Annotated in this window: 11 protein-coding genes; 4 read left to right on the forward strand and 7 right to left on the reverse strand. The window is 37.3% G+C overall.

What is annotated here, in order from left to right; translation table 11 throughout:
* Positions 1–36: 36 nt before the first annotated feature.
* Complete coding sequence (locus C8C84_RS09805) at positions 37–1,317, reverse strand: hypothetical protein (protein ID WP_121313473.1); 1,281 nt, start codon at positions 1,315–1,317, stop codon at positions 37–39.
* 135 nt (positions 1,318–1,452) lie between these two features.
* Between C8C84_RS09805 and C8C84_RS09810 the strand changes: the two genes are divergently transcribed.
* Complete coding sequence (locus C8C84_RS09810) at positions 1,453–2,496, forward strand: oxidoreductase (RefSeq protein WP_121313474.1); 1,044 nt, start codon at positions 1,453–1,455, stop codon at positions 2,494–2,496.
* Positions 2,497–2,522: 26 nt separating this feature from the next.
* On the opposite strand, the gene C8C84_RS09815 is transcribed toward C8C84_RS09810, so the two are convergent.
* The 4 genes from C8C84_RS09815 to C8C84_RS09830 are packed head-to-tail and all read right to left on the reverse strand — an operon-like array spanning position 2,523 to position 5,140.
* Positions 2,523–2,984 carry a sensor of ECF-type sigma factor gene (locus C8C84_RS09815; protein ID WP_121313475.1) on the reverse strand — a complete coding sequence of 154 codons (462 nt, stop codon included), beginning with the start codon at positions 2,982–2,984 and terminating at the stop codon, positions 2,523–2,525.
* Positions 2,985–2,988: 4 nt separating this feature from the next.
* On the reverse strand, positions 2,989–3,402 hold the full coding sequence (locus tag C8C84_RS09820; RefSeq protein WP_121313476.1) for a hypothetical protein: 414 nt from the start codon (positions 3,400–3,402) through the stop codon (positions 2,989–2,991).
* 30 nt (positions 3,403–3,432) lie between these two features.
* A complete protein-coding gene (locus C8C84_RS09825) occupies positions 3,433–3,975 on the reverse strand; it encodes an RNA polymerase sigma factor (protein WP_121313477.1) in 543 nt (180 codons plus the stop codon).
* Positions 3,976–4,033: 58 nt separating this feature from the next.
* Positions 4,034–5,140: a transcriptional regulator gene (locus tag C8C84_RS09830; RefSeq protein WP_121313478.1), complete on the reverse strand. Its 1,107-nt coding sequence runs from the start codon at positions 5,138–5,140 to the stop codon at positions 4,034–4,036.
* Between the two features lie 94 nt (positions 5,141–5,234).
* Between C8C84_RS09830 and C8C84_RS09835 the strand changes: the two genes are divergently transcribed.
* On the forward strand, positions 5,235–6,848 hold the full coding sequence (locus tag C8C84_RS09835) for a class I SAM-dependent methyltransferase (RefSeq protein ID WP_121313479.1): 1,614 nt from the start codon (positions 5,235–5,237) through the stop codon (positions 6,846–6,848).
* On the opposite strand, the gene C8C84_RS09840 is transcribed toward C8C84_RS09835, so the two are convergent.
* Positions 6,845–7,033 carry a hypothetical protein gene (locus C8C84_RS09840; protein WP_121313480.1) on the reverse strand — a complete coding sequence of 63 codons (189 nt, stop codon included), beginning with the start codon at positions 7,031–7,033 and terminating at the stop codon, positions 6,845–6,847. The two genes, C8C84_RS09835 and C8C84_RS09840, sit on opposite strands and share 4 nt — an antisense overlap.
* Before the next feature lie 77 nt (positions 7,034–7,110).
* Between C8C84_RS09840 and C8C84_RS09845 the strand changes: the two genes are divergently transcribed.
* Positions 7,111–7,494: a MazG nucleotide pyrophosphohydrolase domain-containing protein gene (locus tag C8C84_RS09845; protein WP_121313481.1), complete on the forward strand. Its 384-nt coding sequence runs from the start codon at positions 7,111–7,113 to the stop codon at positions 7,492–7,494.
* A gap of 85 nt (positions 7,495–7,579) precedes the next feature.
* Here the strand turns inward: C8C84_RS09845 and C8C84_RS09850 are convergent, their stop codons facing one another.
* The gene (locus tag C8C84_RS09850) at positions 7,580–10,876 is read right to left on the reverse strand and encodes an amidohydrolase family protein (protein ID WP_121315029.1); all 3,297 of its coding nucleotides are present in this window, start codon (positions 10,874–10,876) and stop codon (positions 7,580–7,582) included.
* A gap of 427 nt (positions 10,877–11,303) precedes the next feature.
* Between C8C84_RS09850 and C8C84_RS09855 the strand changes: the two genes are divergently transcribed.
* Positions 11,304–11,825: a helix-turn-helix transcriptional regulator gene (locus tag C8C84_RS09855; protein ID WP_147406837.1), complete on the forward strand. Its 522-nt coding sequence runs from the start codon at positions 11,304–11,306 to the stop codon at positions 11,823–11,825.
* Positions 11,826–11,828 lie beyond the last annotated feature (3 nt).

Raw genomic sequence — 11,828 nt, forward strand, 5'->3', positions numbered from 1 at the left:
GATGTCTTTTTTCAACAACAAAACTATATATAAAACTTAACTTCTTCTGTTTCCTTTTGAACCGCTGTCACTTCTTTGTGAATTGCTTCTTTGACCAGACATTTCTCTTTGTCCGCCTGAGTTTCCTCTCGGGCTCGACATTTGTCTTTGGCTACCGGAATTAGCTCTTTGGCTTGACATTTCTCTTGGAGCACTGCTTCTAGGCGATTCATAACTCCTGTTATTTCCGTTTGAAGTCACTGCTCTTGGTGATTCGGAACTTCTGCTGCTACCATTTGAACTTACCGCTCTTGGAGACTCACTTCTTTGATTTGAATTTACTCTCGGTGAAGCTTCTTGTATTCTAACCGTTCTTGGCGACTCATTGCTTCTAGTGTTGCCATTAGAAGTTACGACTCTTGGAGATTCATTTCTTTGATTTGAATTTACTCTAGGCGAAGCTTCTTGCGTCCTAACCGTTCTGGGAGATTCACTCCTTGTATTAGCATTTTCTCTTGGTGAAACTCCTGTATTAGCGTTGTTTCGTGTATTGTTATTAGCCAATTCTCTATTGCCAACAGTTCTGGTGTTTCTGTTTTGGTCTAATTCACGACGGTTGGTATAACCGGTATTTCTAACTTGGAAAGAACGATTTGGATAGCGTACTTCATAACCATTTCCTCTTCTTCCGCCTCTGTAATAACTATTATAAGCCACTTGACATCTTCTGTTATTTACGTAATTATAGTGGTGGTGTAAGTTGATATGGATACCAATATTACTTCTGTATCTGAATATTGGAAACGGAGTCCAAGCATAATAGTAACTTGGATAATAGCCCCAATACCATGAAGAATAATAAGGTCTGTAATTACCAACCCAAAAAGAGGTATAGATTACAGGTGTATAAGAATAAACCGGTTCGTAAATATAATTTGGGCCATACATATATACGTCCCCAACTACTTGTACTTGAACACGATTATCTCGGTCACGTTGAACTTCAACTGTAGCTACATCTTGAAAAGTATCTCGACCTAAAACCGATTGAATTACAATTAAGTGGGCGTTGCCTTCAGCCGTTTCAATGACACGCAAATAATCAACTTGATTGTCTTCGTTTAAATCCAAATTGGAAATTTGAATTTTTGGGTCATTTAATCTTCTTTCAAAATCGGCTAAATCTCTGGAATCTCCAAAAATAGAAGCTACCGCTTTTAAATCAAGATTATCACTGATTTCAGAATTATAGGCTGAAACCGTAGTTCTGTCTTGCGCAAAAACCGCAGTGATGCTCAACAAAGACAAAACGGACAAGGTTATAATTTTAGTTTTCATAATATAATGTTTTAATATGGAATAGTTTTGAAAGCCAATATCCAATTACTGTGCCATAGAAATTCTTGAAGTTTTTTTAACTAATTATTAACTGGCTTAAAATTTGTATATTCGTTTAAAATCCTAGTGTTTACTATGAAAAAGTCATTTTGTATATCGTTATTTTTTTTTCTTTTTATACTTTCCAAAGTAAATTCACAAACGTTTCAATCGGTTACTATCGATACTATTTTGAATGATAAAATTAGTATCAGGGCGATAACAATTATTGAGGATAAAGTATATTTCTCCGGTGATAAAAGTAGAATTGGTTATGTTCAAACGCCTAAAAGAGAAGGAGAAATTGATAAAACAATTGTTACCGACACTTTGCAATATGAATACAGAAGTTTGGCGACTAATGGTAAATATTTCTTTGCTTTGTCTATCGGAAATCCGGCCAAATTGTACAAGTTTTCAAAGAATTTAATGGATAAAACGCTTGTTTATCAGGAAAAAAACGAAAGAGTTTTCTACGACAGTATGCAATTTTGGAATGAAAATGAAGGTATTGCTATAGGTAATCCAACGGCTGATTGTTTGTCGGTTATTATCACTCGTGATGGTGGCAATACTTGGAGGAAAACAGATTGTGAAAACTTGCCTTTAATAGTAGATGGTGAAGCAGCATTCGCAGCCAGTAACACCAATATTGTTCTAAAAGGGAATAACGTTTGGATAGTTTCCGGCGGAAAGAAATCCAGGGTTTTCCATTCTCCTAATAAAGGGAAAACTTGGCAAGTGTATGAAACACCTATCGTTCAAGGAGAATCTATGACCGGAATTTTCACCGCTGATTTCTATGATGAAAAGATTGGATTTATCGCCGGGGGCAATTATGAAAAACCAACCCAAAACTTTCAAAACAAAGCAATCACCACAGATGGTGGAAAAACTTGGAGTTTGATAGGGGAAAACATGGGTTTTGGGTATACTTCTTGTGTGCAATTTGTACCAAAATCAAATGGTAAAGGAATAGTTTCAGTAGGCGCAAGTGGTTTGTATTATTCTGCCGATAGCGGAAATAGTTGGAAACAATTCTCAACTGATGCAACTTTATACACAATAAGATTTTCGGATGAAGACACTGCTTTTGCAGCCGGAAAGAACAAAATTATCAAAATTGAGTTCAAAAAATAAGAGAGCCATTTTGACTCTCTTTGCTTTTATCTTCTAGGTCTTTTGTCGCGGTATTGTTGTAATAATTTCCGATTAAAACCTTCTTCTGCTTTTTTGAGTTTCAAAATTTTCACGGAGGAAATTACGCCTTTCAAACTCGCTACAAATTTTTTCTTTGCTTGATGCAATTCCTCTTCAGTGCTTTCCATTTGTCCCAAGAGTGTTGAAGCTTCTTTTTCAGATAAATTGTCAAATGATTCATCATCAATTCGATCCATATAGCCTTTTAGTTTTTGCTTTCTGATTTCGTGTTGCTTTTCTTCAAAAGCGTTATATAATGGCCAGAACTTAGCTGCTTCATCCGGTGTTAAAGACAATTCATTGGTGATGTAAGCCACTTTCATGGATTTAATTTGTTCTTTCTTTTCTTTCAATAAACGACCGCCTTGAGCAAAGGAGTTTATCGAAAAAAGCATAAGTATTGCGATAAGTATTTTGTTGATTTTCATATCTTTAGTCTATAAGGTATTGTTCTAAATCGGCGTTGTTTAATAGTATTTCTTCCATAGCTTCATCTTGAAGATTTAACTCTAGCTTCATTTTATCTAAATCTTCTTTGTCCAAAAAATTCGCAATTTCATCATTAGATATCGTTGTATGATTGTTAAGGTAATCTTCTAAAGCAATGGCATCAATTTCTTCAGGTGAAGTTTTGAAAGTATTAAAAACAGGTATGGACAACATCATTACTACAACTGCCGCAGCAGCATAATACCAAGTTTTTTTTCTGCTAAAAATTGAAATCACTTTCGGTTTTTCAGATGGAAGTTGTCTTAGTATTTTAGCGTTAAACGAATCGAAGTAACCTTCAGGCGTAGTAAATCCTGAGGTGATTTTAGGTTCGTTATCGAGTTTAAATGGTTTCATAATCGTTTGACAAAGTTAAGAGGATAAGGTTTAATTGGTATTCATAAAATCTTCAATTTTTTTCACAGCATGATGGTAAGATGCTTTCAAAGCACCAACCGACGTACCTAAAATCTCCGACATTTCTTCGTATTTTATTTCTTCGTAATACCTCATTTTAAAAACCAATTGCTGCTTTTCGGGCAACAAAATGATGGCTTTTTGAAGCTTGATCTGGATTTCATTTCCATCAAAATAATCATCAGCTTTTAAATTTTCGACTATTTTGGTTTGCATGGCTTCGCTGGTTGTTCCGTTGCGTTTGGCCTTTAGATTGATGAAAGTAATTGCTTCGTTGGTTGCAATTCGGTACATCCAAGAGAACAATTTACTATCGCCTTTGAAATTTTTGAGATGCTGAAAAACTTTGACAAAAGTATTTTGCAACACATCATCGGCATCATCATGGTTTAATACAATGTTGCGAATATGACTGTACAAAGGCCTTTGGTAATCCCGCAAGAGTTTTTGAAACGCAACATTCTGCGTTTTAGGATCTAATAATTCCCGAATAAAATCCTTTTCTTCTTGCAAAGCAATAATTTAACTGTTGGAATAAAGATAATCGAAAAGGTTTAATCCAACCCGAAAATTATGGTGTTTCTGTCGGACTAGTTGTTGTTTCTGCTGGTTCTGCAGCCGGAGTTGTGGGCAAAACAAAAGTCGGTTCCGCCACCGGAGTTTTCGGAAATACCGGAATGTGAATTTCTGTTACCCATTTCGACGGTTGTTTGATGTCGTCAATAGTTTTGGTGTAAACCTCCGTATATTTTCCGGCGAAGTTTTCTTGGAAGCCATTGTCTGCAATGTGCTTTCTGGCTTTTGTCCAAGCTTCTTGTGTATGCGAATAATCTCCGGTCAAAGTCGTTTTCAAACAAGTAAACGGTACAATTTCGCCCGAAGTGACATCGCTTCCCGAAGTCACAAATACTTGTTTTGTGGTTGGTACACAAACAGAAAAAGTTACGATATCATTTGCCACATCATAGCGTTCATATTGTACAAAAGGTTTTCCGGCCATCGCCAATTGGTTCTTCTTAAAGAAATGTACCATTTTCGGCATAATGATTTTGATGTTTTTTGATAGGCTTTTAATTTTACAGGAAACGGTTTGCTTTAGGCAAAAACCTGAACTACGTTGTACAATGCCATTGACTTTGATGGAATAGGTTTTCATTTCGTAATCCAAAGTCTTGTCGAGATTTCTCAAACTCTTTTCAAAAGCATCGGTCAAAATATTAGACATTCCGCCATCGAAAAACGTATTGATTTTGGTCAACAAATCCATTTTACCTTTACTGTGAATGGTTACTTTGGTACCACCGACAGTGTCTTTAAATTTCATGTGAATGGTTGCAGTCGTACCGTTGAAATTCCCTTTTTGGACCAAACTGTCATTTTCCTTAACAAAATAAGTTTTGATAAAACCTTCATCGCCGTCTTTTTGCCAAGAAAAATTAGCACCTGCGCCCATGGTTTTGGCAGGATAGTTAAAAGTAATGTCATGATTTTTGGTCATCCAAGAACCAAAGGTTTCCCAATTTTTATAATCATTGACATAATCAAAAACAATACTTTTCGGACTGTGAATGACCATACTTTTGGATACTTCAAAATCGCCTTTTTGCGTTGCTACATAAACGGTAACGCCTACAAAAGCTAATAATACTAGTAGGAATATATATTTTAGAATTCTCATCAGTCGATTTTTAGGTGACACAAAGTTAAGATAAAACATTTAACTTTTGATATTTACAGATTGAGTATATTTGTTAGTAATCAAAGCATCATTTATGAAAACCAAAAGCGAACTTCGAGGCATTTTATTCAGGCATTTAGACGGTATTACAACAGTTCCGGTTGCCTATTCACTTTATAAAAAAGGAGTACTGGATTATATTTTGCAGGAGCAAAAAGTTTTATTGGAAGAGTTGGTACAAAAATTCAACGCCAATGATGGTTATTTGAATGTTGCACTTCGCGTATTGGTTTCACAAGGTTGGTTAAGTCAAAGTTTTGACAATCAAAATAATGAAATCATTTTTAGTGTAAACGATAATAGCGAACTGGCTTTTTTATTGGTTTCCAATTATGAAGGTGTTTTCGAGTTACTGCAATTTACAGAACATTTTCATCCGCGAAAATTTGAAGTAGAACCGTTTGAAATGCTCAATGATTTGTTCCAAAAATACAAGACGAACTTTGGCATAAAATTGTCAGAAGATGAAAAAGTGCGTTCCATTCAAGAGCAAGTTTTATATCATATCGAAGGGAATTTGGTTGGGCCAACCATCGTAATGCTTGGCATGACCGGAATGTTTCATAAGTATTTCATGGAAACCTCTTTCCGTCCGGAAGAGTTTCACAAGAAGCCGGAATGTTTTGCAGTAATTTTAGATTTTCTAACGCATTTGGATTGGTTTATCAAAAAAGGCGATCACTACCAATTCACTGAAACAGGTTTGTTTTATGCCAAAAGAGCCGCAGCTTATGGTGTAACGGTTTCTTATATTCCGACGTTGCGCAAAATGGACGAACTGCTTTTTGGGAACGCTTCGATTTTGCGAAATGTAGGCGAACACGAAGCTGAGTTGCATGTTGATCGTGAAATGAATGTTTGGGGAAGTGGCGGTGCGCATGCTGAATATTTTAAAATTGTAGACGAAATCATCATCGAATTATTCAACCGACCGATAGCTGAGCAACCTCAAGGCATTCTTGATATGGGTTGTGGCAACGGCGCTTTTTTGGAACATATTTTTGATGTGATTGAACGCCAAACGAAAAGAGGCAAAATGCTCGATGACCATCCGCTGTTTTTGGTTGGTGTCGATTATAATGAAGCCGCTTTGAAAGTCACTCGTGCCAATTTAATCAAAGCCGATATTTGGGCTAAAGTGATTTGGGGTGATATTGGTCGCCCACAATTATTAGCCGATACTTTAACAGAAGATTACAACATCGATTTAAAAGAATTGCTCAACGTGAGAACTTTTCTCGATCATAACCGCATTTGGGAAGAGCCAAAAAGCAAAACACCTAACCGAGTTAGCACATCAACCGGAGCGTTTGCCCATCGAGGAAAAAGAATCAGTAATAATGATGTCGAAGATAATTTATTGGAACACTTATTAAAATGGTCGCCGTTTGTGCATAAGTTTGGTTTACTAATAATCGAATTACATACGATTCCGCCTGAATTGACTGCAGAAAATATCGGAAGAACTGCCGCAACGGCTTACGATGCGACACATGGTTTTTCAGATCAATATATTGTAGAGATTGACGTTTTGCACAAAATTGCAGCTGAAGCCGGATTGTTTTCGGATGATAAAGTATTTACCCGATTCCCGAATTCTGATTTGGCAACGGTTAGTGTGAATCTTTTTAAAGGAAAAATTGCTTAATGTTTCATAAACATTTTTATCACAAACAACATAGCGATAAAAAGTAAAAATGCGATGAGGATTTTATAACTTCCTTTATAGACCTTGCTGTGTAATGCTTTGTCTTTGCCATAAGCATAAAAAGCGGCGATTACAAAAGCAACAAAAAACAGAGCGGCGAAAATCCATTGACCAGTTGTGAACATTTATTTCAAATTTTCAACAAAAATACTCAAATGTATTGTAATGTTATAACTTGCAGTATCAATTAATTTAGTTAAAAATGCAAAAACAAATCAACGCAGTAAAAGAATTTCATACCGCCTTCGGATTGGGTGTAAGCCACGAAATGAAAGGCCATTTGGGCGAACAAAAGAACATGTTGCGCTTCAATTTGATGAAAGAAGAAAACGAAGAATACCTCGAAGCGGTTCAAAATAATGATTTAACTGAAATTGCGGATGCTTTAGGCGATATGCTTTACATTTTGTGCGGAACCATTTTAGAACACGGCCTGCAACACAAAATAGAAGAGGTCTTTGACGAAATCCAACGCAGTAATATGAGCAAATTAGGAGAAGATGGTAAACCAATTTATCGTGAAGACGGCAAAGTGATGAAAGGTCCGAATTATTTCAAACCGAGTTTTGAGGAAATATTGAGGTAGTTTTTTAAATTATTCGATGTAAAATTTATTTCATAAAAAAAACCATTCGCTTTAGCAAATGGTTTTTTTATTTAAGGATTTATAGTTAATTATGAACCGCATCACAACAATGATGTTCCATAAAACTTTCGGTTTCTTCGTGCCAAGGGAAAGCGGCGTTGTATTTGTTGTTTTCCCAATAGAACGCTTTGCGGGTTTTGGGTTCGTTGCCTTCTTCGTTCATCGTTTCTGAATTGTACATTCTGCCGTTGGCGATCGTATAACGTAACGTAGCCGAGTTTTGAATATCGTCTAAAGGATTTTTGTCTAAGACTAGAATATCCGCCAATTTGCCGTTTTCAATGGAACCAATGTCTTTTCCGGCACCGATATAATTGGCCGCATTGATGGTAGCGGTTTTCAAAGTTTCCAGATTGCTCATGCCACCTTGGTTAATGCTCCACAATTCCCAATGTGCGCCTAAACCTTGTAATTGTCCGTGAGCGCCCATATTTACTTTTACACCGCTATCCGCTAGTTTTTTAGCTGTTTTTGAAGTTAGGATATGGTCGTTTTCATATTCTTCATCCGGCGCCATCGTGCGGAAACGAGAGCGTGAATCAATGATACTTCTTGGCGTAAATTGCAATAGTTTTTTGTTTTCATACACATTGGTTTTTTGGTACCAATAATATTCAGCATTCAATCCGCCATAGTTGACAATCAGCGTAGGCGTATAACCAACACTACTTTTGCCCCATAGTTCCAAAACATCTTTATAGACCGGTGTTACCGGAATATTGTGCTCCACGCCGGTATGTCCGTCAATCACCATCGTCATGTTGTGAAAGAAATTAGAACCGCCTTCAGGAACTACGTTAATCCCTTCTTCACGAGCCGCTTGCAACACTTGTTGGCGTTGGTCACGACGCGGTTGGTTGTAACTTTTTACAGATAACGCACCAAAAGCTTTCGTGCGTTTGATAGACGAACGAGCATCATCAAGATTATTGACTAAGGCTTTAAAATCGCCATCAGCACCATAAAGGATAAAACCGGTGGAGTAAATTCGAGGACCAACCATCGCACCACTTTTTACCATTTCTGAAAGTGTAAATATCGACTCTGTATTCGATGATGGATCATGAGAAGTCGTTACACCAAAAGCCAAATTAGCATAAAACTGCCAGTTTTGTTGGGTTGTCAATCCGTATCTGAAAGCGCCAACGTGTGCGTGTGCATCGACCATTCCGGGCATTAAGGTTTTTCCGCTTAAGTCATATACACGAGCATCGGCAGGAACGGAAACGTCATTAGCATTTCCTACGGATTCTATACGGTTTTGGTTAATGATTATCGTACCTTTTTCAATTACTTTATCGCCATCCATCGTAATGATTCGAGCATTGGTTAAGGCAATTTTACCTTTTGGTTTGTCTACTTTAGAAGTTAAACCAATTTTGATTGCGTTATCCGTTGGTTTCTCCACTTTTTCAGGCGAACCAGGCAAGAAAGTAAATCGGTCTTTTAATTCGTTTACAAAATAACTGTCGCCTAAGGTCCACATTATTTTTTGACTGTTGGTGGCCCAATGCAAATTGATTCCCGCATCTTTCGTCAATTCTGAAACAGGAACAACAGTGGATTTATTGTCCAAATCAATTTCTTGACCGTTCATGTTTAAAGGTGCCACATAGGCTTTGTGCAAATGCATAAAAGCAATCCATTGGTTATCCGGACTCGGAACCAAACGATTAGCATATTTTGATTTGATGTGTGTTCTTTCGTCATTTCCGGTCAAATCCACGCTTTTCAATTCTTTGGTCAAACTACCAAAAAATACACCGCCGGTTTGGTAAAAAATACGATTCCCATCTTTCGTAAATAAAGGATACTGACCGTTTTCGGTAATAAATTTAGTTGTTCCACCTGTGACGCTAATGGTATAAATTCCCGATTTTTTAGAAAAAGCCATTCCTTGGTCGAGGTTGCCCGCTTCTTTTCTGTAAACAATAGTTTTTCCGTCAGGCGATAGGGAAGGTGTTCTGAAAATGCCTTTCTCCGAGCTTAACTTCACCGAATTTTTCCCATCTAAACCTACTTTTCGAATGCTACCCAATTCGGTATCATTCCAAGTCACATAAATAACATTTTTGCTGTCTGCAGTGAAAGTTGGTTCGGCTTCAAAGTCGGCGCCGTTGGTTAATCGTTTTGGCGTTCCGTTGGGTAATGTTTTTGTCCAAATGTACCCCAAAGCTCTAAAGGCCATGGTCTTTCCATCAGGCGAAGTTACCGCATCGCGTATCATTTTTACGGTAAAATCATTGTCTGAAATCAGCGTATTGAAATGCAGGCGGTCTGCCACGTCAATAGCTACATCTGCTGTAAACGGAATATTAGTAGCGGTTGATGTTTTGGTGTTGATTTTATTGATTTTTCCGCCAAACCAAATCACGATATCTTCATTATTTGGTAACCAGTTAAAGTTAGGATAAACCCCAAACAATGCCCAAGCGGTTTGTTGGTCTTTGTCGAGTTTGTCAAAAACCGGCCATTCTTCACCTGTTTCTAAATCGTGTAAATATAAAACCGTACTCGTTCCGACTCTTTTGATATAAGCCAATTTTTTTCCGTCAGGAGACACTTGCGGACGAGCTGCGCCACCCGGTCCGCCGGTGATGGTTTCGAGTTTTCCGGTTTCAAATTCGTAACGTTTGATGACATAGATTTCATTGTGCGGATCTTTGTTGTATTGGAAAAAACCGCCGGGATACATGTCTTCGCTGAAGTATAAGTACTTTCCATCTCTTGAAATATTGGGTTCGTTTACGTCTTGTTGGTCATTTTTGCGTTTGGTTAATTGTACACCGCTTCCGCCACTGATATGGTATTGCCACATTTCTCCGGCACCGGCAGAGCGTTGTGAAGTAAAATTCTTTCTGCCCACAATATAATTCCCGTCAGGCATCCAAGCCGGATTGCTCATTAATCGGAAATCTTCTTTAGAAACCTGTTGGGCATTGGTACCATCGGCATTCATCACCCAAAGGTTATCGCCGCCACCGGCATCGCTGGTAAAAGCAATTTTTTTTCCGTCCGGACTAAAACGCGGTTGGATTTCGAAAGGAATTCCGGAGCGCAACACTTTGGCTTTGCCACCTGAAATTGGTAGGCTATAAATATCACCTAGCATATCGAAAACAATAGTCGTTCCGTCAGGGCTGACATCTAAGTTCATCCACGTGCCTTCGGAAGTAGTGAAGTTTTGGGTTTTATAGTTAAAACTGTCACCGGGTTTGGCAACATCCCATTTGGGTGTTTCTTTATCTGTTTTTGCTGTTTCTTGAGCGTTGGTAATATTGAAAGTTAGGGCAACGAGTAAAAAAGAGAGTTTTTTATACATTGTAAAAAGTTTGAATGTTATAGTGTTGATAAAAGTAGCAAAAAAAGAGGGATAAGTTAAAAGGGAAAAGGGATAAGTTTTGTGATTTGGAATTGCATGCGGACATTGAGCTTTTACAATTTTAAGAATTGGAGTTTCTAACAATGCTACATATGAATACAAATAATAATTTACTCTTGCGAACTTATATTCTCAATTTTAACCAAATTTACCAAATCTCACAGCATAAAACAATCCCCACTAATAGCTAATTTTACGCTGTCTTCATGGTTTTTTTACTTAGAGGAAGATGTTAAGGGTTGTGGCAAATTTTTTATTTAAAATAAAATAGTCACAAATCTGTGACAGAAAATTAAAATTAAATCAAATGGTCACAAAAACTGTGGCAAAATTTTTGTGTAGGTAAAAATGGTCACACAAAATTGCAATGATGAAAAAAAAATCAGGCATCAGTAAGATACTAGGCGTTACCCACAATGACATGGCTATGTTATTAAAAATCAGTCGCAGTCAATGGTCTATGTATGAATCAGGAAAAAGAGATTTGCCGCTATCAAGCAAGTTGCTACTGACGGAAATACTGACTTATGTCAAAACGCCTTCAGCCAAGTCCCAAAATCAAATGCTTCATATAACCAAACAAGACTCACTAATGAAAGCGTCAATACAACGCCAGTTGCAGGAAAACGAATTCCAACAATTGCTTGCTGCCAGACAAACAGTTATTTTGGAACAAAAACAGGAAAAAAGTGTAAGGAAGTTGCTTTTGGTTTCCTATTTATCCAATAATGACCATAAGAACAATGACTTACTCAAAGTGATGGAAGCTAAAGCGATTAAGCAATTAGAAAATAGCAGTCAGCTTCTTATTCTGCAACACAAAATCAAACAGGCTACACTGCAACTCGAACATGAAATGTTGTTGAAGGCTTTAAAAGAAGAACAATGACGA

Source organism: Flavobacterium sp. 102 (genome assembly GCF_003634615.1).
Taxonomy (GTDB): Bacteria; Bacteroidota; Bacteroidia; order Flavobacteriales; family Flavobacteriaceae; genus Flavobacterium.

Coding starts and splice junctions, on each gene's coding strand:
- C8C84_RS09805 (WP_121313473.1), bottom strand. CDS start 1,317: ATGAAAACTAAAATTATAACCTTGTCCGTTTTGTCTTTGTTGAGCATC.
- C8C84_RS09810 (WP_121313474.1), top strand. CDS start 1,453: ATGAAAAAGTCATTTTGTATATCGTTATTTTTTTTTCTTTTTATACTT.
- C8C84_RS09815 (WP_121313475.1), bottom strand. CDS start 2,984: ATGAAAATCAACAAAATACTTATCGCAATACTTATGCTTTTTTCGATA.
- C8C84_RS09820 (WP_121313476.1), bottom strand. CDS start 3,402: ATGAAACCATTTAAACTCGATAACGAACCTAAAATCACCTCAGGATTT.
- C8C84_RS09830 (WP_121313478.1), bottom strand. CDS start 5,140: ATGAGAATTCTAAAATATATATTCCTACTAGTATTATTAGCTTTTGTA.
- C8C84_RS09835 (WP_121313479.1), top strand. CDS start 5,235: ATGAAAACCAAAAGCGAACTTCGAGGCATTTTATTCAGGCATTTAGAC.
- C8C84_RS09840 (WP_121313480.1), bottom strand. CDS start 7,033: ATGTTCACAACTGGTCAATGGATTTTCGCCGCTCTGTTTTTTGTTGCT.
- C8C84_RS09845 (WP_121313481.1), top strand. CDS start 7,111: ATGCAAAAACAAATCAACGCAGTAAAAGAATTTCATACCGCCTTCGGA.
- C8C84_RS09850 (WP_121315029.1), bottom strand. CDS start 10,876: ATGTATAAAAAACTCTCTTTTTTACTCGTTGCCCTAACTTTCAATATT.
- C8C84_RS09855 (WP_147406837.1), top strand. CDS start 11,304: ATGATGAAAAAAAAATCAGGCATCAGTAAGATACTAGGCGTTACCCAC.